The organism is Streptomyces sp. NPDC002566 (genome assembly GCF_042889585.1).
In the GTDB taxonomy this organism is placed as follows: domain Bacteria; phylum Actinomycetota; class Actinomycetes; order Streptomycetales; family Streptomycetaceae; genus Streptomyces.
Genome location: NZ_JBIARD010000001.1, coordinates 1,589,247 through 1,610,227, shown reverse-complemented (window position 1 = coordinate 1,610,227; position 20,981 = coordinate 1,589,247). Strand labels below are relative to the sequence as shown.

The 20,981-nt window shown below is 73.3% G+C and carries 20 protein-coding genes; 9 read left to right on the top strand and 11 right to left on the bottom strand.

Features of this window, described 5'->3' with window-relative positions:
- Nucleotides 1–16: 16 nt before the first annotated feature.
- Entirely contained in the window at nt 17–1,393 is a 1,377-nt protein-coding gene (locus tag ACFYXA_RS07095) for an NAD(P)/FAD-dependent oxidoreductase (protein WP_352251338.1), read from the top strand.
- Between the two features lie 95 nt (nt 1,394–1,488).
- Nucleotides 1,489–3,735, top strand: coding sequence for an FUSC family protein (locus tag ACFYXA_RS07090; protein WP_389029119.1), 2,247 nt, complete (start codon nt 1,489–1,491; stop codon nt 3,733–3,735).
- A gap of 233 nt (nt 3,736–3,968) precedes the next feature.
- Here ACFYXA_RS07090 and ACFYXA_RS07085 read toward each other — a convergent pair whose 3' ends face one another.
- The 5 genes from ACFYXA_RS07085 to ACFYXA_RS07065 form a co-directional block, all read right to left on the bottom strand.
- Entirely contained in the window at nt 3,969–4,400 is a 432-nt protein-coding gene (locus tag ACFYXA_RS07085) for a hypothetical protein (RefSeq protein ID WP_351096467.1), read from the bottom strand.
- A gap of 29 nt (nt 4,401–4,429) precedes the next feature.
- Complete coding sequence (locus ACFYXA_RS07080) at nt 4,430–5,269, bottom strand: DUF1206 domain-containing protein (RefSeq protein ID WP_389028925.1); 840 nt, start codon at nt 5,267–5,269, stop codon at nt 4,430–4,432.
- A gap of 159 nt (nt 5,270–5,428) precedes the next feature.
- On the bottom strand, nt 5,429–5,671 hold the full coding sequence (locus tag ACFYXA_RS07075) for a DUF5133 domain-containing protein (protein ID WP_352251344.1): 243 nt from the start codon (nt 5,669–5,671) through the stop codon (nt 5,429–5,431).
- Between the two features lie 87 nt (nt 5,672–5,758).
- On the bottom strand, nt 5,759–6,607 hold the full coding sequence (locus tag ACFYXA_RS07070; RefSeq protein WP_352251346.1) for a SigB/SigF/SigG family RNA polymerase sigma factor: 849 nt from the start codon (nt 6,605–6,607) through the stop codon (nt 5,759–5,761).
- A 234-nt stretch (nt 6,608–6,841) separates the two neighbouring features.
- The gene (locus ACFYXA_RS07065) at nt 6,842–7,258 is read right to left on the bottom strand and encodes an ATP-binding protein (protein WP_352251391.1); all 417 of its coding nucleotides are present in this window, start codon (nt 7,256–7,258) and stop codon (nt 6,842–6,844) included.
- A 659-nt stretch (nt 7,259–7,917) separates the two neighbouring features.
- Here ACFYXA_RS07065 and ACFYXA_RS07060 point away from each other — a divergent pair.
- The 3 genes from ACFYXA_RS07060 to ACFYXA_RS07050 all read left to right on the top strand — a co-directional run bounded on the left by ACFYXA_RS07060 (nt 7,918) and on the right by ACFYXA_RS07050 (nt 10,487).
- A complete protein-coding gene (locus tag ACFYXA_RS07060; protein ID WP_352251348.1) occupies nt 7,918–8,139 on the top strand; it encodes a hypothetical protein in 222 nt (73 codons plus the stop codon).
- 63 nt (nt 8,140–8,202) lie between these two features.
- Nucleotides 8,203–9,681, top strand: a complete 1,479-nt coding sequence (locus tag ACFYXA_RS07055; protein WP_389028920.1) for an aminotransferase class I/II-fold pyridoxal phosphate-dependent enzyme — start codon at nt 8,203–8,205, stop codon at nt 9,679–9,681.
- 350 nt (nt 9,682–10,031) lie between these two features.
- Entirely contained in the window at nt 10,032–10,487 is a 456-nt protein-coding gene (locus ACFYXA_RS07050) for a cyclic nucleotide-binding domain-containing protein (protein ID WP_352251352.1), read from the top strand.
- A gap of 25 nt (nt 10,488–10,512) precedes the next feature.
- Here the strand turns inward: ACFYXA_RS07050 and ACFYXA_RS07045 are convergent, their stop codons facing one another.
- Nucleotides 10,513–11,130 (bottom strand): LysE/ArgO family amino acid transporter, encoded by a 618-nt coding sequence (locus tag ACFYXA_RS07045; protein ID WP_389028917.1) that lies wholly within the window; start codon nt 11,128–11,130, stop codon nt 10,513–10,515.
- A gap of 69 nt (nt 11,131–11,199) precedes the next feature.
- Between ACFYXA_RS07045 and ACFYXA_RS07040 the strand changes: the two genes are divergently transcribed.
- The 3 genes from ACFYXA_RS07040 to ACFYXA_RS07030 all read left to right on the top strand — a co-directional run bounded on the left by ACFYXA_RS07040 (nt 11,200) and on the right by ACFYXA_RS07030 (nt 13,763).
- Nucleotides 11,200–12,099 (top strand): LysR family transcriptional regulator ArgP, encoded by a 900-nt coding sequence (locus tag ACFYXA_RS07040; protein WP_389029116.1) that lies wholly within the window; start codon nt 11,200–11,202, stop codon nt 12,097–12,099.
- 90 nt (nt 12,100–12,189) lie between these two features.
- Nucleotides 12,190–13,407 (top strand): saccharopine dehydrogenase family protein, encoded by a 1,218-nt coding sequence (locus ACFYXA_RS07035; protein ID WP_389028914.1) that lies wholly within the window; start codon nt 12,190–12,192, stop codon nt 13,405–13,407.
- 104 nt (nt 13,408–13,511) lie between these two features.
- Entirely contained in the window at nt 13,512–13,763 is a 252-nt protein-coding gene (locus tag ACFYXA_RS07030; protein ID WP_351096485.1) for a WhiB family transcriptional regulator, read from the top strand.
- A gap of 35 nt (nt 13,764–13,798) precedes the next feature.
- Here the strand turns inward: ACFYXA_RS07030 and ACFYXA_RS07025 are convergent, their stop codons facing one another.
- From ACFYXA_RS07025 to ACFYXA_RS07015, 3 genes are all read right to left on the bottom strand, one after another.
- On the bottom strand, nt 13,799–15,601 hold the full coding sequence (locus tag ACFYXA_RS07025) for a sensor histidine kinase (protein ID WP_389029113.1): 1,803 nt from the start codon (nt 15,599–15,601) through the stop codon (nt 13,799–13,801).
- Nucleotides 15,602–15,699: 98 nt separating this feature from the next.
- Nucleotides 15,700–16,398 (bottom strand): response regulator transcription factor, encoded by a 699-nt coding sequence (locus ACFYXA_RS07020; RefSeq protein ID WP_351336934.1) that lies wholly within the window; start codon nt 16,396–16,398, stop codon nt 15,700–15,702.
- A 138-nt stretch (nt 16,399–16,536) separates the two neighbouring features.
- A complete protein-coding gene (locus ACFYXA_RS07015; protein ID WP_389028910.1) occupies nt 16,537–17,946 on the bottom strand; it encodes a M1 family metallopeptidase in 1,410 nt (469 codons plus the stop codon).
- Nucleotides 17,947–18,110: 164 nt separating this feature from the next.
- Between ACFYXA_RS07015 and ACFYXA_RS07010 the strand changes: the two genes are divergently transcribed.
- On the top strand, nt 18,111–18,458 hold the full coding sequence (locus tag ACFYXA_RS07010; RefSeq protein ID WP_389028907.1) for a DUF488 domain-containing protein: 348 nt from the start codon (nt 18,111–18,113) through the stop codon (nt 18,456–18,458).
- Between the two features lie 56 nt (nt 18,459–18,514).
- Here ACFYXA_RS07010 and ACFYXA_RS07005 read toward each other — a convergent pair whose 3' ends face one another.
- Together ACFYXA_RS07005 and ACFYXA_RS07000 are read right to left on the bottom strand one after the other, a co-directional pair.
- Entirely contained in the window at nt 18,515–20,188 is a 1,674-nt protein-coding gene (locus ACFYXA_RS07005) for an FAD-binding dehydrogenase (protein ID WP_389028904.1), read from the bottom strand.
- 61 nt (nt 20,189–20,249) lie between these two features.
- Nucleotides 20,250–20,909 carry a TetR/AcrR family transcriptional regulator gene (locus ACFYXA_RS07000; protein ID WP_389028901.1) on the bottom strand — a complete coding sequence of 220 codons (660 nt, stop codon included), beginning with the start codon at nt 20,907–20,909 and terminating at the stop codon, nt 20,250–20,252.
- Nucleotides 20,910–20,981 lie beyond the last annotated feature (72 nt).

Below are 20,981 nucleotides of genomic sequence, written 5' to 3'. Positions count from 1 at the left end.
GGAGCCGCAGAAAGGGATGGACATCGTGACACGACCCAGGATCCTGGTGGTGGGCGCGGGCTTCGCGGGAGTGGGGTGCGTTCGGCGTCTGGAACGCAAGCTCTCCCCCGGCGAGGCCGAGATCACTTTGGTGACGCCGTTCAGCTACCAGCTCTATCTGCCGCTGCTGCCGCAGGTCGCCTCCGGGGTGCTGACCCCCCAGTCGATCGCCGTGTCGCTGCGCCGCAGCAAGAAGTACCGCACCCGGATCATCCCGGGCGGCGCCATCGGCGTGGACCTGAAGTCGAAGGTCTGCGTCATCCGCACCATCAACGACGAGATCGTCGACGAGCCCTACGACTACATCGTGCTGGCTCCCGGCAGCGTCACCCGCACGTTCGACATCCCGGGGCTGACCGAGCACGCCTTCGGGATGAAGACGCTCGCGGAGGCCGCCTACATCCGCGACCACGTCATCTCCCAGCTGGACCTGGCCGACGCGAGCCACGACCCCGTCGAGCGGGCGGCGCGGCTGCAGTTCGTGGTCGTGGGCGGCGGCTACGCCGGCACCGAGACCGCGGCCTGCCTCCAGCTGCTCACCCACAACGCGGTCAAGCGCTACCCCCGGCTGGACCCGAGCCTGATCAAGTGGCATCTGATCGACATCGCCCCGAAGCTGATGCCGGAGCTCGGCGACAAGCTCGGCCGCAGCGCGCAGGAGGTGCTGCGCCGGCGCGGGATCGAGGTCTCGCTCGGCGTGTCCATCGCCAAGGCGGGGCCGGAGGAGGTCACCTTCACCGACGGGCGGGTGGTGCCGACCCGGACGCTGATCTGGACGGCCGGCGTGGTGGCGAGCCCGCTCATCGCGACCCTGGGCGCGGAGACCGTCCGCGGCCGGCTCGCGGTCACCTCCGAGATGTGCCTGCCGGGGCACGACGGGGTGTTCGCCCTCGGCGACGCCGCCGCGGTGCCCGACGAGGCCAAGGGCGAGGAGGGGGCGGTGTGCCCGCCGACCGCGCAGCACGCGATGCGGCAGGGCACGGCCGTCGCCGACAACGTCATGGCCGCGCTGCGGGGCCGGGAGCTGAAGCCGTACGCGCACAAGGATCTCGGTCTGGTCGTCGACCTGGGCGGCACCGACGCCGTGTCCAAGCCGATGGGCGTGGAGCTGCGCGGGCTGCCGGCGCAGGCCGTCGCCCGCGGTTACCACTGGATGGCGCTGCGCACGGGCGTGGCCAAGGCGCGGGTGCTGACGAACTGGACGCTCAACGCGCTCGCGGGCGACGATTTCGTCCGCACGGGCTTCCAGGCCCGGCGCCCGGCCAAGCTGAAGGACTTCGAGTACACGGACAGCTATCTGACGCCGGAGCAGGTGCGCGCGCACGTGGAAGGGACGCGGTCCGAGGCCGGCTGAGGAGGGGCGTGAACGGCTGAACGGCGAGGCGGGACGAGCACGGCGAGCGGGACGGGAGAGAGTACGGCGGCGTGAGGGCAGCGGCGACGACAGCGGTGGCGGCGACGGGACCCCGATCGCTCGGAGTGCGATGGCGGGACCGGGTCGTGGCGTCCGACCCGGGACTGCTGCGGCTGGCCGCGGGGCTGCGGACGGTCGGCGCGATCGCCCTCACGCTGGTCGTGCTCTCCCTGTCCGGCGGGGACGTCTCGCATCTGGTCGCCGGGGCCATCTCGGCGATGGTCGCGACCTTCGCGATCCGTGAGAAGCAGCTCGGCCCTCAGGCGGTCACCCTGGCGCTGGGGCTGCCCGTCGCGCTGGCCTCCGTGACGCTGGCGGCGCTGCTGAGCTCCCGTACGGTCGTCGGCGACCTCTTCTTCGTCGCGCTGATCTTCTGCGCGGTCTACAGCCGGCGGTTCGGGGACCGGGGCACGGCGCTCGGGCTGATCGGCTTCCAGGTCTACTTCATGGCGCTGTTCGTCGGCGTGACGCCGGACGGTCTGCCCGGGTTCTGGGCGACGATCGGCGTCGCCTTCGCGTGCAGCGCGACGGCCCGGTTCGCGCTGGTGCCGCAGACCCCGGCGGGGATCCTCGGCCGGTTGCGCACGGCGTTCCGGGCCCGGCTCGCCCAGCTCATCGACGCCCAGGCCGAGCTGCTGGACGCCGGTCCCGAGGACGTGGAGAAGGCGCTGACGCAGGTGCGCGAGGGCACCGCCCGGCTGCACGAGACGGCCATGATGATCCAGGGCCGGCTGGAGGAGGGCACCCGCGACGAGGCGACGGCACGGCTGGTGCAGCGCCGGGTCGCCGACGCGGAGATCGCCGCCGAGCGGCTGGGACTGCTGCTGCTGACGGCGCGCAGCGCCGAACGCGCGGACACCCTCACCCTGCACCTGCCCGGGGCGCCGGTCCCCGAGAGCGGCCGTCTGCCGGTGCGGGAGGAGGCGACGGACGTGCTGCGCCGTGATCTGCGGGCGCTCAGTCTGCTCGTACGGCATCCCGTGCGGGACGGGACGGGGCTGGCGCAGGTGCGCAACCGGCTGCTCGGGTACCGCGACGAGGAGAACCTGCCGATCGCGTCGCCGCCCGTGCAGGACGTCTTCCGGGGCATCGGCGAGGCGGCCCGCGCGGTGCTCGGGCTGCGGCTCGCGCTGGACGGACCGCAGGACGAGTCGGACGACAGCCCCGAGACGGCGCGCTCCCGGGAGGAGCTCGACGCTGAGGACGCCGCGATCGGCGGGGCGGAGGAGGCGGGGGACGCCGCCGACGGGCCCACCGGCCTGCGCCGGCCGACGACGCGGGCGGCCGTGCAGGTCGCGCTGGGGTCGTCGCTGGCCATCCTCGCGGGCGAGATGCTGTCCACGCAGCGCTGGTACTGGGCCGTTCTGACCTGCTGGATCGTCTTCATCAACACGGCGTCGACCGGCGAGATCCTGGTCAAGGGCTACCGGCGGCTGCTGGGCACGGTGCTCGGGGTGGTCGCGGGGATCGGGCTGACCGCGCTGGTCGGACACCACACATGGACGGCGTTCGCGGTGGTGCTGCTGTGCGTGTTCGCCATGTTCTACACGGCGCCGCTGTCGTACACGCTGATGTCGTTCTTCGTGACCGCGGCGCTGGGCGTGCTGTACACGCTGCTGCACACCTACAGCCTGTCGGTGCTGCTGCTGCGGGTGGAGGAGACGGCGCTCGGGGTGGCCTGCGGGGTGGTCGCGGCGGCGGTGGTGCTGCCGGTCCGCACGGACCGCCGTACGAACGAGCTGCTGACGACGGTGCTGGACCGGCTGGCCGACGTCACCTCGGCGGCCGTGGACCAGCTGAGCGGGGGCGCGCCGGCGGATCTGCTGGACCGGGCGCGGGACCTGGACCAGGCGCTGGCCGACCTCAGGGCGGCCACCCAGCCTTTGACGCACCCGGTCACCCCGCTGCGCACCCGGCGCGACACCGCCCGGTACGTCGTCGCGCTGCTGGAGACCTGCGCGTACCACGCGCGCTCGCTGGCCGCGACGGCCGAGCTGCTGCCCACCCATCCGTCGATCGCGGCGGACCCGCGGCTGCGGGGCGCTGGGCAGCGCATCCTGCACAACGTGGGCGCGATCGCCGACCGCGTGGAGGACGACCACAGCAAGGCCGAGGTGCTGACCGGGCCGAGCATCGCCTCCCTCCTGAAGCCCACGACGTCGACACCGCCCGGATACGCCCGGGTCACCGACCGCGTGCTGCGCCACCTGCAACGCCTGGACGAAGCGGTGACCGGCCTGGCACGGCCGCTGGGCGTGCCCGTCCAGCAGGAGCAGCCCTGACGCGACGGGACGGGCGGCTGGGCAAGGGGCCCGGCGTGGGGGGCCGGAGTGAGTCCTGCCCGGGGCCGGAGGACTACGGCCGCCAGGGCCGGGCGCCCGGGGTGAGGGCGGGTGCCGGACAGCGGGCCGGGCCGCGTGGGCTCACGACGGGCGGCCCGAGATGACGGGGTCGCCGGTCGGGCCGGGGCAGCCCGGGGGCGGGTCCGGGTGAGGGTGAAGGGGCGGGGACCGGTCTAGAAGTCCGTGGGGAGGCCGCTGGCTGCGGCGATGCCACGGAGTTCCTCGGTGTCGCTCTGCCGGCGGCGGATGCAGCCGGCGATCTCGGCCAGCCGGTCCGGGTCGGCGGCGGTCGCCGCGTCGGTGACCACCCGGACCGGTCCCGTCCCGTCGACCTGGATCTCCACCAGCTGGTTGTCGAGACGGCCGGTGACGGCCGTCGCGATGACCAGGGCGGCCTCGTCGCGGATCTCCTGGGGCAGGTCCTCGGTGTCCTGCGGATCCAGCGCGAAGTCCAGGGTCTCGGGGGATTGCTCGTCCAGTGCGCGCAGCGCGGGCGCGACGACCTTGAGCAGCATCTCGTAGTCCTCGTCGTCCATGCGGACGCGCAGGAGATCGAGGTACATGTCCACGGGCCGTCCGTCCGGCGGGAACTCGGATTCGTTCATTCCTCCCGGGTTCCCCGGGACCGCCGGGTTCAGACCTTGCGCCAGCGGGCCATGGCGAAAGAGAACAGCCCGAAGAGCACCAGCCCCGCGGCGACGCAGGCCAGCAGGCACGGGCCGGCCGGTGTGTCGGCGAAGGAGCGCAGGGTGTCGTCGAGGCCCTTGGCCTGGTCGGGCCGGTAGTCGACGGCCGCACGCACGGCGAAGACCCCCGCCGCCGCGAACACCAGGCCGCGCGCCGCGCCGCCGCCCACGCCGGTCACGTCCACCGCGCGGCGCACCGCCGGTGACATCTGCCCCATCCGCATCTTGTCGCGGTACTTGCGCAGCACGGCCCGGCCACCGATCCACAGGCCCGCCACGACGATCCCGATCCCGCCCGCGCCGACGATCCACTGACCGCCGGGCAGCTCCAGCACCCGGGCGGTGACGTCACGGGACTGCTCGTCGCTGGAACCTCCCCCGCTGCCCGACCCCGCGGCGAAGGCGAGGACGGAGTAGGCGACGAAGGAGTAGAAGGCGCACCGCGCCAGTGCCATCAGCCGCTTCTTGGGCTTGCGGCCCTCGGGGCCGACCGATCCGAAGACCACCTCGGACAGCCGCCACAGGGCCATGCCGACGAGGCCGATGCCCAGCGCCCACAGCAGAACGGACCCGAAAGGCCGCTGGGAGATCTCCGCGAGCGCGCCCTGCCGGTCCGCCTCCTGGCTCTTGTCCTCGCCGAAGGCGATCTGCAGCGCGAGCAGACCGACGAGCAGGTAGATCACACCGCGCGCCGTGAGACCGGCTCTGGCGGCCCCCTTCGTGACCGACCCCCGCGCCGCCCGCTCGGCCTGCGCCCGGCCGCCTCGCGCCATGGCACTCGCGTTCATCACTGAACCTCCCCTGAAAGACTCCGCGTTCGGATGCCCCGCCGACGGCCCGGCACACCCCGTCCGGTCACCGCTCCTCCACGTCACGCACACAGGAGCGCCCCCGCCGCAGGGTCAGTGGCTGCGGCGGGGGCGCTCGGGACGACCCTCAGGGCCCGGTCACGCGTACGCGTGGGGCCCGTCCTCCGTGGTCCGGCGGGGCGCGGCGTCCGCCTCAGCCGCCGCGGCGAGCCAGCCGCGGGCCGCCTCCAGGGCGAGGGTGATGTCACGCGTCCCGGTGGAGACGCACAGCGTGTAGGCGAGGTCCTGTGCCCTGGTGTTCCCCTCGACCGCTCCTGCCGCCGTCACCGCCTCGTACTCGTCGACGAGCTTGCGCAGCACGGCGGGGTGGGGCATCAGCATGCGAGCACTCCTTGCGGATCGGTGAAGCGGATCGGTATGTGGACCGGTGCGGGGCCGGTGCGTGCGGTGAGGGCCGTCGACGCGGCGTCAGCCACGGCCGTCACGGCGGCCGAGGGCCTCCTCGCGCACCATCGCGCAACTGCGGCTGATGAGGCGGGAGACGTGCATCTGGGAGATGCCCAGGCGGTCGGCGATGCGGCTCTGGGTCATGTCCTCGAAGAAACGCATGTAGAGGATGGCCCGTTCGCGTTCCGGGAGCCGCCGCAGGCTCTCCTTCGCGGACTCGCGGTCCACGACGACGTCGTAGGAGGCGTCGGGGCCGCCGAGGGTGTCGACGAGGCTGTAGCCGTCGTCGCCGGCCGGGAGTTCGGCGTCCAGCGACAGGGTGCTGAAGCTCTCCAGCGCCTCCAGGCCGGCCGCGACCTCTTCCTCGGTGAGTCCGGTGTGGGCGGCGATGTCGGCGGCCGAGGGCTCGGGGGCGCCGGGCGTCTGGGCGAGTTCCCGGCGGGCGAGGCGCACCTTGTTGCGCAGTTCCTGCACCCGGCGGGGCACGCGCAGGGCCCACATGCGGTCCCTGAAGTGCCGCTTGATCTCGCCGGTGATGGTCGGGACGGCGTAGCTCTCGAAGGCCCCGCGTTCCGGGTCGAAGCGGTCGACGGCCTTCACCAGGCCGAGTGCCGCCACCTGCCGCAGGTCCTCGATCGCCTCTCCCCGGTCGCGGAACCGGCCCGCGATCCGGTGGGCCATGGGCAGCCAGGCCTTGACGAGTTCGTCGCGGACGGCGTCCCGCTCGGGGCCTTCCTCCAGAGCGGCCAGCCGGGCGAACCGGCTCGCGGTGTCGGGAGCGTCGTCATGGTTCCGGCGCGAGGGGGTGGTGGTCGCGGCGGGCGTCGGGGCGGGTGTCACGGGACGGCTTGTCGACATGTCGATGAGCATGCGGAATCGCTCCTGAACGAGGATTTCAGGGACTGACCACGGGAGGGTCGCTGCCGGCCGGGGCATGCGAAGCGCCCCGAAACGGCTGTACCGCTCCCGCTGGCGCGCCTCCGGTCCGAAGCACGAACCTCCGTCTGCCCTACCCCCGGAGGAACAAACTCCGCGATTCTGAATGGTGTTCAGAGCGCCGGGTGAGCCGTCGCGGCCGTGCGGGTGAGGTGGGCCGACGACCCGTCAGAAGACGGGGACGACGGCGGTGATGCGCTTGCCGCCGGACGGCAGGTCGGACACCCGTACGTCCCGGGCCAGTCGGCAGACGATGGGCCAACCGCGTCCGCCGGACCGGCGGCGGCCCTGCTCGTCGACCGGGTCGACGGCCACCGGGAGCCGGTCGCTGCGGTCGCTCACGGAGACCCGCACGGCCGGCCCGTCGACGTCGACGTCGTACTCCGTGACGCCGCCGCCGTGGATTATGGCGTTGGTGGTGAGTTCCGAGGCGACGAGCAGTGCGTCGGAGAGGGCTTCCTCGTCGTACGGCCGGCCGGTGTCCGCGCGCCGTCCGCTGACCGCGCGCCGCACGGCACTGCGGACGTCGGCCGGCCGGAACCGGCCCGCTCGGTCGTCCCGGCCGGTGCCGGCCGACGTGTCCATGCGGTCGATCGAGTCCTTCGCACGCATCCTCTCGCTCCCTGAGTCCGTCCGACTGATGAGTCGTGATGAGTCCTGTTGTCCGCCACGGGCCGGGCCTCCGGCCCTTCCCGCATCACCGCCGGTGACGGCGACACCGTGACGACCGCTGCGAGGCGCGTCGCCACGGCGTCCGCGGCCCGCGCCGCGGACGGTCGCTGCGCCCGCAACGACGGGGCAATTCCCGGCCTCGCCGCTCGCGCCGCCGGCGACGGCGGTACACGCGCCCGGCCGGTCGCGGATCGCTCCGGCGGCGGGCCCGGCCCGTCACCGGCCGGAGAGGTTCCGCGGCTGACACGAGTCACTCGCATCGCCCGTGGACTTCTCCTCGGTCGTCGCGGAGCGGCCCGCGGCCGGCCTCGGGGCTCTCCACCGACGAGGCGGGCTGCCCCGGGCGGTCGCCACCGGCTCGAAGCCGGGATCAGGCCGACCCGGCGGCCGACCGGCCGTGGGGTGCGGCCCGCGGGCCCGGGCCGCCGTTCGTGCCGGCGACCTCTCCCCGGGGGCGGCGCTGCCCTCTACAGTTCGGCTGGCCGAAGCACGGCCGCCCAAACCTGCCGTTTCCGGCCGGACCACCAGATCGATGAGGTCATCGACGCGCCGCGTTTGGGTAGGGGGAGGTCATGACGGATGTCGTGGACTCGGATGAACTGTTGCGCCGCATTCAGCGGGCGAGGGCCTGTGCGCGGGAGGAGCTCAAGGACTTGCGCACCCGGAGCGAGGATCTGGTCCGGACCGATCCGGACGCGGCACGCGACGCGTATGTGAGGGGATTGGCCTACGAGGCCGTGGTCGACGTACTGGACGAGATCGTGACGCCGGGCCGCCACCCCGACACGCCCTGACCCGGCCGGGTGGCGAGGGACTCCGTCCCGGTTGAGGGGCAGGCACGCGGGAACCCGGTCGGCATGGCAGCCGATCACACCCGAGCACCCGTTCTGGAAGCCCTCGTCGCCTACCACCGCCAGGGGCGGCTGGCGTTCTCACCTCCCGGTCACAAACAGGCGCGCGGCGCCGACCCGCACGTGCGGGAGGTGCTGGGGGACGCGGTCTTCCTGGGTGACGTACTGGCGTCGGGCGGGCTCGACGACCGGCTCACCCGGGGCCGCGTCCTGGAGCGCGCCGAGGAGCTGATGGCGGACGCGGTCCACGCCGACCACACGTTCTTCTCGACCTGCGGCAGCTCCCTGTCGGTCAAGGCGGCCATGCTTTCCGTCGCCGGTCCGCACGAGAAGCTGCTGATCGGGCGGGACGCCCACAAGTCGGTGGTGTCCGGTCTGATCCTGTCGGGGATCGAGCCCGTCTGGGTCGAGCCCCGCTGGGACCCCGAACGGCACCTCGCCCATCCGCCGTCCGCGGAGAACTTCGCCAAGGCCTTCGAGGTCCATCCCGACGCCAAGGGCGCCCTGGTCACCACGCCCACGCCGTACGGCGCCTGTGCGGACCTGCGGGCGATCGCCGACGTCTGCCACGCCCGCTCACGTCCGCTGATCGTGGACGAGGCGTGGGGGGCGCATCTGCCCTTCCACCCGGACCTGCCGTCCTGGGCGATGGACGCGGGCGCCGACATCTGCGTCACCAGCATCCACAAGATGGGCAGCGGTCTCGAACAGGGCTCCGTCTTCCATCTGCAGGGCGATCTGGTGCCGCCGGAGCTGCTGCAGATGCGCGCCGACCTGCTGGGCACCACCAGCCCGTCGGTGCTGCTGTACGCCGGACTCGACGGCTGGCGGCGACAGATGGCGCTGCACGGTGAGGAACTGATGGGCGGGGCGCTGGAGTTGGCGGCGGAGGTGCGGGCCGCCATCGAGCAGATCGACGGGATGCACGTCAACGGCCGGGAGGACTTCTGCGGCCCGGGGCTCGCCGACGACTTCGATCCGCTGCCGGGTGTCATCGACATCAGCGAGCTCGGCATCTCGGGGTTCCAGGCGGCCGACTGGCTGCACGAGCACCGGGCCATGGACATGCACCTGAACGACCACCGCCGTATCGGCGCGCAGATCACCCACGGCGACGACCGGACGACGACCGGCGAGCTGCTCGACGCGCTGAAGGACCTCGCCCGCGCGGCGCCCGGGCTGCCCCCGGCGCCGCGGATGGAGGTGCCGGGCCCGGAGGGGCTGCGCATGGCGCAGGGGCTGCTGCCGCGGGACGCGTTCTTCGGCCCGGCCGAGCAGGTGCCGGTGTGGAAGGCGGGCGGCCGGGTCGCCGCCGAGATGATCACCCCGTATCCGCCCGGCATCCCCGCGGTGCTGCCCGGCGAGCGGCTGACCGAGCCGGTGCTGCGATATCTCACCAGCGGTCTTGAGGCGGGCATGAACCTGCCCGACGCGACGGACCCGAAGCTCGAGACGATCCGCGTCGTGACCCGCGAGGCGGAGTGAGCCGCGCCGTCCACGGGTAAGAGGCGCGAGACGCCGCGAAGTGAAACGGGTCACGCGACCGGGTTCGGGCTTGCGCTGACCGCCCCGCGATGGTTTACGGTTCATACATACGTGGTTCGCGAGGTCGAGCACATTCCCCCGCAGACCACCCCTTGATCGGCCCTGGCTGGCTTCCCCCGTCCAGCCAGGGCTTTTCCTTGCCCGCAGCCGGAAAGTCCGGTCCGCCGAGGTGCTCCCCGCACCCGTAAGGGCTCAAATGGGCAGTAGGGAAAGCCGGTCACCCCGGCGCACCCGGTACACCCGGAAGGCCCGGAGCGGCCGGGCCCATCGCCGGCGAGGAGTCCCCCGTCATGACCAAAGCGACGAAACTGCTGACCGCCCTGCCCCCTCCCCAGCGCCAGCGCCTGATGACCCTGGCGCGGGAGGTGTCCTTCCCGGAGGACTCCCGGATCTTCGAGGCGGGGGGCAGGGCCGACCGGTTCTGGGTCATCCGCTCCGGCGCGGTCTCGCTCGACCAGCAGGTGACGACCGTGCAGCGGGTCGTCGTCGCCACTCTCGGCGCGGGCGATCTGCTCGGCTGGTCCTGGCTCTTCCCGCCGTACCACTGGGACTTCGGCGCGGAGGCCTTCAGCCGTGTGCGCGCCTACGAGTTCGAGGCGCAGCCGGTGCTCAAGCTGTGCGAGGAGGACCCGGCGCTCGGCCTGTCCCTGGTGCGCATCGTGGCCGAGATCCTCGCCCACCGACTGGAGACGACCCGGGTCAAGCTGCTGGAGCAGTACGGAATGCACCGGCGCCGGGCCGTCTGACCGCGCTGCTCGAGGATTCGCCGGCTCAGGCGCCCGCGAGGAGCATGGCGCCGAGGCCGAGCATGGTGACGGCGACCAGTCCGTCCAGGACGCGCCAGGCGGCGGGCCGGGCCAGGAAGCGGCCGAGCAGCCGGGCGCCGAAGCCCAGCGCGGCGAACCAGCACAGGCTGGCCAGCGCGGCGCCGAGGCCGAAGGTCCAGCGCAGCGGGCCGCGGTCGGCGGCGACGGTGCCGAGCAGGAAGACGGTGTCGAGGTAGACGTGCGGGTTGAGCCAGGTCATCGCGAGGCAGGTGAGCACGGCCCGCCGGCGTGAGCCGGCCGCGTCCCCCTCCGCGTGCAGGGCGTCGCCGCCCGGCTTCAGCACCCTGCGCGCGGCTAGGACGCCGTAGCAGAGCAGGAACGCGCCGCCCGCCCAGCCGACGACCTTCAGCGCGCTCGGCCAGGCCACCACCAGCGCCCCCACCCCGGCCACGCCGAGGGTGATGAGCAGGGCGTCGGACAGGGCGCAGATGCCGACGACGGCCAGGACGGCGTCACGGCGGACGCCCTGGCGGAGGACGAAGGCGTTCTGGGCGCCGATCGCGACGATGAGGGACAGGCCGGTGCCGAAGCCGGCGGCCGCGGCGGTCAGAGCGGGGGTCATGGCGTCCACGCTAGGGATCCCCACATCGTAGGTACAGCTAAAGATCCTTACGTATCATTAGCGATCGTGATGATGGATCTGCCGTTGGACCAGGTACGGACGCTGCTCGCGGTGGTCGACGAGGGAACGTTCGACGCGGCAGCCGCCGCGCTGCACGTGACGCCGTCGGCGGTCAGCCAGCGGGTGAAGGCGCTGGAGCAGCGCACCGGCCGGGTGCTGCTGCTGCGCACCAAGCCGGTGCGGGCGACGGAGTCCGGGGAGATCGTGGTGCGGTTCGCCCGCCAGCTGGCGCGCCTGGAACGCGACACGCGCTCCGAGCTGGGCCTGAGCGGGGACGGGGAGCCGACCCGGGTGTCGATCGCGGTGAACGCGGACTCGCTGGCCACGTGGTTCCTGCCGGCCCTGGTCAAGGTCCCGCAGGAGCCGCCGCTCGCCTTCGAGCTGCACCGCGAGGACGAGACGCGCACGGCGGAGCTGCTGCGCAAGGGGCTGGTGATGGCGGCGGTGACCTCCTCCCCCGACGCGGTGGCGGGCTGCTCGGTGCGGGCGCTGGGCAGGATGCGCTACATCGCGGCGGCGCGACCGGAGTTCGCCGCGCGTCACCTGGACGGCGTACCGCTGGCCGAGGGGCTCTCCCGGGCGCCCGTGGTGACCCTCGACCGCAGCGACGAGCTTCAGGACACGTTCGTACGACGGCTGCGGCGCGGCCGGGGCGGCGCGGGACCCGTCCGGCACGCCGTGCCGACCTCGGAGGGCTTCGTGGACGCGGTGGCGGCGGGGCTCGGCTGGGGACTGGTGCCCGAGGTGCAGGCGGGCGCACTGCTGGAGTCCGGACGGCTGACGCCGCTCGCGCCGGGCCGCCACCTGGACGTTCCGCTGTACTGGCAGCAGTGGAAGCTGGACTCCCCCGCGCTGGCGATGGTGGCGCAGGCGGTGACCGCGACGGCGGCGGAGGCGCTGCGGAGCTGAGCGGGGCGCCGCCGGCCGGGGCGTGCGGCGGCCGGAGTTCTCGGCTCACCGGGTTGTGGAGATGTCGACTTCTCGGTAGGAGTGCTTGTCATGCGTGTACTGCTCGTGGGCGCCGGCGGTGTGGGCACGGCGATCACCCGGATCGCGGCCCGCCGTCCGTTCTTCGAGGCGATGGTGGTCGCCGACTACGACCGCGACCGCGCCACCGCCGCGGTCGCCGCGCTCGACGGCGACGCGCGCTTCTCGGCGGAACGCGTCGACGCCGGCGACGAGGACGCGGTGGCCGCGCTGCTCGCCGGTCACCGCTGCGACGTGCTGCTCAACGCCACCGACCCGAGGTTCGTGATGCCCCTGTTCCAGGCGGCGCGCACGGCGGGCGCCACCTATGTCGACATGGCCATGTCCCTGTCGCACCCGCACCCCGGGCGCCCGTACGAGGAGTGCGGGGTCAAGCTCGGCGACGCCCAGTTCGCACGGGCCGCCGAGTGGGAGCGGGACGGCGCGCTGGCGCTGGTGGGCATGGGCGTGGAGCCCGGCCTCTCGGACGTCTTCGCCCGGTACGCCGCCGACGAACTCTTCGACGACATCGAGGAGATCGGCGTCCGCGACGGCGCGAACCTCACCGTCGAGGGGTTCGACTTCGCGCCCTCGTTCAGCATCTGGACGACGATCGAGGAGTGCCTGAACCCCCCGGTGGTCTACGAGGCCGACCGCGGCTGGTTCACCACCGAACCGTTCAGCGAACCCGAGGTGTTCGACTTCCCGGAGGGCATCGGTCCCGTCGAGTGCGTGAACGTGGAGCACGAGGAGGTGCTGCTCGTGCCGCGCTGGGTGGACGCCCGCCGGGTCACCTTCAAGTACGGCCTGGGGCAGGAGTTCATCGACACGCTGAAGACCCTGCACCGGCTGGGGTTGGACCGCACCACCCCGGTGACCGTGCCGAGCGCGCACGGGCCGGTGCCGGTCTCCCCGCGTGACGTCGTGGCCGCGTGTCTGCCCGACCCGGCGACGCTGGGCGGGCGCATGCGCGGCAAGACGTGCGCGGGCACCTGGGTGCGGGGGGCGAAGGACGGCGCGCCGCGCGAGGTGTACCTGTACCACGTGGTCGACAACCAGTGGTCGATGGCGGAGTACGGCAGTCAGGCCGTGGTGTGGCAGACCGCCGTGAACCCGGTCGTCGCCCTCGAACTGCTCGCCGCCGGCGTCTGGTCGGGCGCGGGCGTCCTGGGCCCCGAGGCGTTCCCCGCCCGGCCCTTCCTCGACCTGCTGACGGCGTACGGCTCGCCGTGGGCGATGCGGGAGCAGTGACCGCGCTTTCTCGCGGATGTTGTTTCACGGCCGCCGGGCCGGTCACCCGATCCGGGAGCAACTCTTCCGGAAACGCACACGACATTGATCGCAGGTGACTTTCCATGGACGACTGGCGACAGCACGCCGAGTGCCGCCGCGAGGACCCCGACCTCTTCTTCCCGATCGGCACCACGGGCCCGGCACTCCTGCAGACGGAACAGGCCAAGGCGGTCTGCCGACGATGCCCGGTGCAGGAACCCTGTCTGGAATGGGCGATGGAGACCGACCAGACCCTCGGCGTCTGGGGCGGCACGAGCGAGAACGAACGACGCGCTCTCAAGCGCCGTCTCCGGGCCCGGCAACGAAGCTCCTGACCCCGCGACACGCCGGGTCCCGGGCTGCCCGCGTCTCATTCGTCGTGGGGTGCCGCCGCCGCGGGCAGGCGCAGGGTGAAGACGCTGCCGGCGCCCGGTGTGCTCGCCGCTTCGGCCGAGCCCCCGTGAGCGTCCGTCAGCTGGCGGACGATGGGCAGGCCGAGCCCGCTGCCGCCGGTGCGCCGGCTGCGTGACTTCTCCACGCGCCAGAACCGCTCGAAGACGTGCGGCAGGTCTTCCGGCGCGATGCCGGTGCCGGTGTCGGCGACTTCGAGGACGACCTGGTCGCCGTCGCGCCGCCCGGTGAGGGTGACCGTGCCGGCGGGCGGAGTGTGGCGTACCGCGTTGGTGACGAGGTTGCCGAGCGCCTGCCGCAGCCGCACCGGGTCGGCGTCCAGCCACCCGGCCCCGCCGGTCTCCGCTCCCGTCCGCAGGGTGACACCCGCCGCCTCGGCGGCGACCCGGTGGGCGGCGGCGACCTGGGCGAGCAGTTCGTCGACGGCGACGGGCTCACGGTGCAGGCGCAGGGTGCCCGCGTCGGCCGCGGCGAGGTCGCGCAGGTCGTCGATGACCCGCTGGAGGACGAGGGCCTCGTCGTGCAGCGCGCCGAGCAGTTCGGCGTCGGGCTCGACGAGGCCGTCGCGGGTGACCTCCAGCCAGCCGCGGATGTTGGTGAGCGGGCTGCGCAGTTCGTGCGCGACATCGCTGACCAGTGCCTTGCGCTGGGCTTCCAGGCGTTCGCGGCGTTCGGCGAGGTCGTTGAAGGCCTCGGCGAGGATGCCGGTCTCGTCCCGTGTGGTGACGGGGACCCGGACATGCCGGTCGGGCGGTTGCTGGGCCGCCTCGGTGAGGGCGCGCAGGGGCCGTACCAGCCGGGTGGCGACGACGGCGGTCACGGCTACGGTGACCGCGAGCACCAGCCCGGCCGCGCCCACGACCTTCGCCTTGTTCGCCGGGGACATGTTCCAGCGGGGTCCGGTGGCGCTGTCGCCGCCGCCCAGGAACAGTTCGGCGACCGGGGCGACGTAGGGGTCGAGCTGGGCGCGGCGGGCCTGCCCGAGACAGCTCTGGGCCGCGCGCACCGCGGCGGCCTCCCCCTTCATGACCAGACCGGGCCCGGGCCCGGGGGTCCGGGGTGTGCCGCCGGTGAGGGCGGGGGCGAGGAACAACTGCCTGCCGAAGGCGGGCTCCTCGCGGACGAGACACTGCTCGACCTGGCGCTGGAGCGCCGTCAGCGCCTTCTCCTCCGTGCGGGTCAGCGAGTCGTAGAGCCCTGCGGAGCACCGCTCGGGCACGTACTCGGGCGCGGTGCCGTCGGCCGCGGTGAGGACCGTACGGCCGGACGGGGTGCGCGTGAGGACGGTGTCGATGCCGTGGCCGGTGAAGCAGCCCTGGAGTTCGCCGGCCAGGGCGTCGACTCGCGCGCGCTCCTCGGAGGTGAGCCGGTAGGGGCCGACCACCCGCGGGTCGGTCCCGCTGAGCTGCGCGCCCGGTTCGCTGTAGGTGTCGGTGCGCAGCGGGTCGACGGTGGCGGCGGCGCGCGGCGGCAGGGAGGCGCCGGGCGCGGCGGAGTCGGCGATCGGCGTGCGGTCGGTGGTGGTCAGGGCGATCCGGCGGCCGGTGCGCGCGGAGAGGTCGCGCACGGTGGCCCGTACGCCCGTCCAGTCGGGGTGGGTGGCCGCGTAGCCGCTGAGGCGGGCGAGGATGTCCATGTCGTCGGCGAGAGCCTGCCCCTGTTCCTCGCGCAGCGCGCGGGTGGTGGTGGCCACCGCGAGCCAGGCCGTCGCCGCGACCGAGCACACGGCGATGAGCACGGACGCGATCAGCAGCCGGACCAGCAGACGCTTGCGCAGCGGTATCCGGGCGCGGCGGGTGTGGGAAGGGCCGCCGCCGGCGTCGGGTGCGGCCTCGGCGCCGGACGGGTCGCGCCGCCGCTTCACGCACGGCCGCCGCTGAGTTTGTAGCCGACGCCGAAGACGGTGAGCAGCCGGACGGGTCTGCGCGGGTCGGCCTCTATCTTGCGGCGCAGGTTCATGATGTGCACGTCGACGGCCCGTTCGGTGGAGGAACGGTCGAAGCCACGGGTGCACTGGAGCAACTGCCGCCGGGAGAAGACCCGGTCGGGTTCACCGGCGAGGGCGAGGAGGATCTGGAACTCGGCGGGCGTGCAGTCCACGGGTTCGCCGTCGCAGCGCACCTCGTGCCGCTCCGGGTCGACGGCGATGCCCGCGGCCCGTACGACGGGGGCCTCCCGGCGGCCGTCGGCGGTCCGTCCGCTGCGGCGCAGGACCGTGCGGATGCGGGCCATCAGTTCGCGCGGGCTGTACGGCTTGGTCATGTAGTCGTCGGCGCCGAGTTCCAGGCCGAGCAGGACGTCCTCCTCGGCGGCGCGGGCGGTGAGCATCAGCACCGGGACGTCGTCGCTCCGGCGCAGCACCCGGCACACGCCGAAGCCGTCGATGACCGGCAGCATCAGGTCCAGCACGACGAGGTCGGGGCTCTCGCGCCGCACCGCGTCCAGGGCGGCGGAGCCGTCGTGGACGACGGTGGCGGTGTGGCCCTCGGCGAGCAGGGAGCGGCGGATGAGCTCGGCCTGCATGGCGTCGTCCTCGGCGACCAGTACATGTGCGCACACGCGGCGGTGTCCCCCTTCGGTCGACGGTTCTCGGTTCAGCGGGCCGGCCGAGCCCGCCCTCGAACCGCCGGCCGGGGGTGTGCGGTGCGTCGTCCTGGGGTCGAGGGTGGCCGCGAGATATGAGGAACCGGTGAGTTTCTAGCGGGAGTTCGTCCGGATGTTCGGCTTGTCGGGAGCGTACAGCCAGGTGTGGAGGAGGCCGCTGAGTTCCTTGCCGGACACCTGTTCCGCGAGGCGTTCGAACTGGGCGGTGGTGCCGTGGCCGTGGCGGTGCCGGTCCGCCCAGGCGCGCAGGACGCGGAAGAACGCGCGGTCGCCGACGGCGGTGCGCAGGGCGTGCAGGGCCATGGCGCCGCGCGCGTAGACCGGGGTGTCGAAGATGTTCCCGCCGCCGCCGGGGGCGCCGGGCGGGAACGCCCACAGGTCGTCGTCGGCCGGGGTGGCGTACAGGGCGTCGAAGGAGGCCTGGGCGCTCTTCCCGCCGTGCTGCTCGGCGTAGAGCCATTCCGCGTAACTGGCGAAGCCCTCGTTGAGCCAGATGTCCTTCCAGGAGGTGAGGGAGACGGAGTCGCCGAACCACTGGTGGGCGCTCTCGTGGACGAGGGTGGCGATGTCGGGGGCGCGGTCGTACACGGGCCGGGTCTGGGTCTCGAGCGCGTACCCGGCCTGGGGGGCGCGGTCCACGATCGCGCCGGCGGCACGGAACGGGTAGCGGCCGAAGAGTCTGCTCTCCCAGTCCAGGACGGACGGGAGTTGCCGCAGGACCGGTGCGGAGGCGGTGGCCTCGCGGGGGTCGACGGCGTTGTAGACCTTCACGCCGTCGCGGGTGGTGAACTGCTGGACCTGGAACTTGCCGATGGTGGCGGTGGCGAGGTAGGCGGCCATGGGTTCCGTCTGCCGCCAGCGGAAGGTCGTCCGTCCGTGCGCGGTGCGCTTGCCGAGGAGGACGCCGTTGGCGACCGCGGTGCGGCCCTCGGGGACGGTGAGGGTGAAGTCGTAGGACGCCTTGTCCCTGGGGTGGTTGTTCGCCGGGAACCAGGTCATGGCGCCCTGGGGTTCGCCGGCGACGAACGCGCCGTCGTCGGTGGGGATCCAGCCGTCGAGGGAGCCGTCGGGGTCGGTGACCGGGCCGGGGACGCCGGAGTAGGTGACGGTGACGCGGAACCGTTCGCCGGCGCGCAGGGCGCGGCGCGGGGTGACGACGAGTTCCTGGCCGTCGCGCCGGTGCCGGGCCCGGGTCCGGTCGACGGTCAGGCCGGTGACCTTCAGTCCGCGCAGGTCGAGGTCGAAGCGGGTGAGGCGCTGGGTGGCGCGGGCGGTGAGGACGGCTCTGCCTTCGAGGCGCCGGGTCCGGGGGTCGTAGTTCAGGGTCAGGTCGTAGTGGTCGACGTGGTAGCCGCCGTTGCCGGCCAGCGGGAAGTAGGGGTCGCCGACGCCGGGCGCGCCCACGCCGCCGGCCGCGAGGGCCGGGTCGGCCGCGGCGAGCAGCGCGGTCACGGCGAGGGGTACGGCCGCCAGAAGGGCGGGGCGTCTGCGGGGGTGGATCACGTGCGCTCCTTGGGGGTGGCGTGTGAGCAAACGTGCTCAGACTAGGCATCCGTCGGGGCCATTTCCCCCTTGGACAGGTCAAGTTCGGCCGCGTCGCCGGCCGTGCGGAGTCGTTCGCGGCAGTACGCTCCCGGCACGGTCCCCGTCGACGAAAGGCCTCGCCCGTGAGCGTCCGCGTGCGTCGCGTCTACGACCCGCCCGAGCCGGACGACGGCGTCCGCGTCCTGGTCGACCGGCTGTGGCCGCGCGGCGTCTCCAAGGACGCGGCGCGGGTGGACGAGTGGCCCAAGGGCATGACCCCCTCGACGGAGCTGCGCCGCTGGTATCACGCGGGCGAGGGCTCCTACGAGGAGTTCGCCCGCCGCTACGAGGCGGAGCTGGCCACCCCGGAGGCGGCTGAACTCCTCTCTCATGTGCGCGACTTGGCGGGCGCGGGCCCGGTGACGCTGCTGACGGCGGCGAAGGAGCCGGACCGCAGCCACGCCGCCGTCCTGGTCCGCCTCCTGGGCTGAGCCCCGCGGCCGTCGCCGCGTGGCCGGCCCGGGGGCGCGTTCTCGCGTGGGCGTCCTCAGCCCGTCTGGGCCGCCGCCGCCCGGCCCGCCGCGCGGCCTGAGAAGAGGCAGCCGCCGAGGAAGGTGCCCTCCAGGGCGTTGTAGCCGTGCACGCCTCCGCCGCCGAAGCCGGCGACCTCGCCCGCCGCGTAGAGGCCTTCGATCGGCCTGCCGTCGGCGCCCAGGGCGCGTGAGTCCAGGTCGGTCTGGATGCCGCCGAGCGTCTTGCGGGTGAGGACGTGCAGCTTGACCGCGATGAGCGGTCCGGCCTCGGGGTCGAGGACGCGGTGCGGGGTGGCGACCCGGCCGAGGCGGTCGCCGATGTAGCGGCGGGCGTTGCGGATGCCCTGCACCTGGGCGTCCTTGGTGTAGGGGTTGGCGATCTGGAGGTCGCGGGCGCGGATCTGGCGGCGCAGGTCGTCGGCGTCGAGGAGCGCCTTGTCCGTGAGGGCGTTCATCTTCTCGACGAGCCGGTCCAGGGTGTCGGCGACGACGAAGTCCGCGCCTTGGTCGACGAAGGCCTGCACCGGGCCGGGCGCCCCCTTGCCGAGGATGCGGTCGCGCAGGAACGCCTTGCGGTCCTTGGCGGTGATGTCGGGGTTCTGCTCGGAGCCGGAGAGCGCGAACTCCTTCTCGATGATCTTGCGGGTGAGGACGAACCAGGAGTGGTCGTGGCTCGCGAGGTCGTCGGCGGTGCGCAGGTGCCGGAGCGTGCCGAGGGTGTCGTAGCCGGGCAGGCAGGGGTCGGGCAGCCGGCGGCCGAGGGCGTCGAACCACAGGGAGGACGGGCCGGGCAGGATGCGGATGCCGTGGCCCGGCCAGATCGGGTTCCAGTTCTGCAGGCCCTCGGTGTAGTGCCACATGCGGTCGCGGTTGACCAGGCGTACGCCGGCCTCGGCGCTGATGTCGAGCATGCGGCCGTCGACGTAGGCGGGCACGCCGGTGACCATCTCGGCGGGCGGGGTGCCCAGGCGCTCGGGCCAGTGGCGGCGGACCATCTCGTGGTTGGCGCCGATGCCGCCGCTGGTGACGACGACGGCCTGGGCGGTCAGCTCGAACTCGCCGATCGCGTCTCGGTTGGAGGCGACTCCGCGCGGGGAGTCGTCGGGCGCGAGGACCGTGCCGCGCACGCCGCGGGCGGCGCCGTCGGACAGGACCAGTTCGTCGACGCGGTGGCGGTGGTGGAAGGTCAGCAACCCGTCCCCGGCGGCCTGCCTGGCGTGGCGGACGAACGGCTCGACGACGCCGGTGCCGGTGCCCCAGGCGATGTGGAAGCGGGGCACGGAGTTGCCGTGTCCGTCGGCGCGCAGGTCGCCGCGCTCGGCCCAGCCGACGGTGGGCAGGAAGCTGATGCCGTGTCCGGCCAGCCAGGACCGCTTCTCCCCCGCCGCGAACTCGACGTAGGCGCGCGCCCAGCGCACCGCCCAGGAGTCCTCGTCGTCGGTGCGGTCGAACTGCGCGCTGCCCTGCCAGTCGTTCCAGGCGAGGTCGAGGGAGTCCTTGACGCCGAGACGCCGCTGTTCCGGCGAGTCGACGAGGAACAGACCGCCGAAGGACCAGAACGCCTGGCCGCCGAGGTTGGCGGCGTTCTCCTGGTCGACCAGGGCGACCCGTCGGCCCCTGCTGGTGAGTTCGTGCGCCGCTACGAGGCCTGCGAGGCCCGCTCCGACGACGATGACGTCCGCGTCCATGGCGACCGTTGCCCTTCTTTGTTGGTGGGGAGCCGTTGGTGGGGAGCCGTTCTTTCCCCGGTCATCGCGGGGTGCCGCTGCCGTCGGTCAGCAGCGCGGTGAGCAGTTGCTTGAGCCAGGCGCGGGCGCCGTCGACGTCCTTGTCCAGCAGCAGTTGGGTGGTGACCCCGTCGTACGCGGCGACCACCGCGTGGGCGGCCGAGTCGGCGTCGCCGAGCACGGCGGGCAGCGCGGCGCGGCCGCGGGCCCGGGCGAGCCGGTCGGCGACGGCTTCGCGCAGCCGGGAGCGGTGTTCCAGCAGGGTCTGCGCCACGGCGGGGTCGCGGGCGGCGTGGACCAGGAAGTCGGTCTTCACCAGGAGCCAGTCGAGGTCGAGGAGGAGCACCTCGGTGACGCGGTCCACGGAGGCGGGCACGTCGAGGTCGGGTCCGTCGCCGGCGAGGGCGTCGGCGACCTGGCGGGCGATCAGGTCCGCGCGCTGCCGGTACAGCGCGAAGAACAGTTCGTCCAGGCTGGCGAAGTTGGAGTAGAAGGCGCCCCGGCTGTAGCCGGCGGCCTCGCAGACCTCCTCGATGGAGACCCGTCCGAAGCCCTTCGCGGCGAACACCAGGAAGGCGGCGTCGAGCAGGTTGGCGCGGGTGCGCACCCGGCGCTTGGTGACACGCCCGGCCGCCTGCTCCGCCGGGTGCTCCGCCTGCTCCGCCGCCTGCTCTTTCGTCATGGTGTCGGACCTCCGTTCGATACGCGAATGTATCGGATACACCGATGTATCGAAAGGGCCTTCGAGCAAGAC

What these genes read in the sequence shown, in the direction of transcription:
- ACFYXA_RS07095 (WP_352251338.1), top strand. Translation starts at nt 17, where the DNA reads ATGGACATCGTGACACGACCCAGGATCCTGGTGGTGGGCGCGGGCTTC.
- ACFYXA_RS07085 (WP_351096467.1), bottom strand. Translation starts at nt 4,400, where the DNA reads ATGAACGAATCCGAGTTCCCGCCGGACGGACGGCCCGTGGACATGTAC.
- ACFYXA_RS07080 (WP_389028925.1), bottom strand. Translation starts at nt 5,269, where the DNA reads ATGAACGCGAGTGCCATGGCGCGAGGCGGCCGGGCGCAGGCCGAGCGG.
- ACFYXA_RS07075 (WP_352251344.1), bottom strand. Translation starts at nt 5,671, where the DNA reads ATGCTGATGCCCCACCCCGCCGTGCTGCGCAAGCTCGTCGACGAGTAC.
- ACFYXA_RS07070 (WP_352251346.1), bottom strand. Translation starts at nt 6,607, where the DNA reads ATGCTCATCGACATGTCGACAAGCCGTCCCGTGACACCCGCCCCGACG.
- ACFYXA_RS07065 (WP_352251391.1), bottom strand. Translation starts at nt 7,258, where the DNA reads ATGGACACGTCGGCCGGCACCGGCCGGGACGACCGAGCGGGCCGGTTC.
- ACFYXA_RS07060 (WP_352251348.1), top strand. Translation starts at nt 7,918, where the DNA reads ATGACGGATGTCGTGGACTCGGATGAACTGTTGCGCCGCATTCAGCGG.
- ACFYXA_RS07055 (WP_389028920.1), top strand. Translation starts at nt 8,203, where the DNA reads ATGGCAGCCGATCACACCCGAGCACCCGTTCTGGAAGCCCTCGTCGCC.
- ACFYXA_RS07050 (WP_352251352.1), top strand. Translation starts at nt 10,032, where the DNA reads ATGACCAAAGCGACGAAACTGCTGACCGCCCTGCCCCCTCCCCAGCGC.
- ACFYXA_RS07045 (WP_389028917.1), bottom strand. Translation starts at nt 11,130, where the DNA reads ATGACCCCCGCTCTGACCGCCGCGGCCGCCGGCTTCGGCACCGGCCTG.
- ACFYXA_RS07040 (WP_389029116.1), top strand. Translation starts at nt 11,200, where the DNA reads ATGATGGATCTGCCGTTGGACCAGGTACGGACGCTGCTCGCGGTGGTC.
- ACFYXA_RS07035 (WP_389028914.1), top strand. Translation starts at nt 12,190, where the DNA reads ATGCGTGTACTGCTCGTGGGCGCCGGCGGTGTGGGCACGGCGATCACC.
- ACFYXA_RS07030 (WP_351096485.1), top strand. Translation starts at nt 13,512, where the DNA reads ATGGACGACTGGCGACAGCACGCCGAGTGCCGCCGCGAGGACCCCGAC.
- ACFYXA_RS07005 (WP_389028904.1), bottom strand. Translation starts at nt 20,188, where the DNA reads ATGGACGCGGACGTCATCGTCGTCGGAGCGGGCCTCGCAGGCCTCGTA.
- ACFYXA_RS07000 (WP_389028901.1), bottom strand. Translation starts at nt 20,909, where the DNA reads ATGACGAAAGAGCAGGCGGCGGAGCAGGCGGAGCACCCGGCGGAGCAG.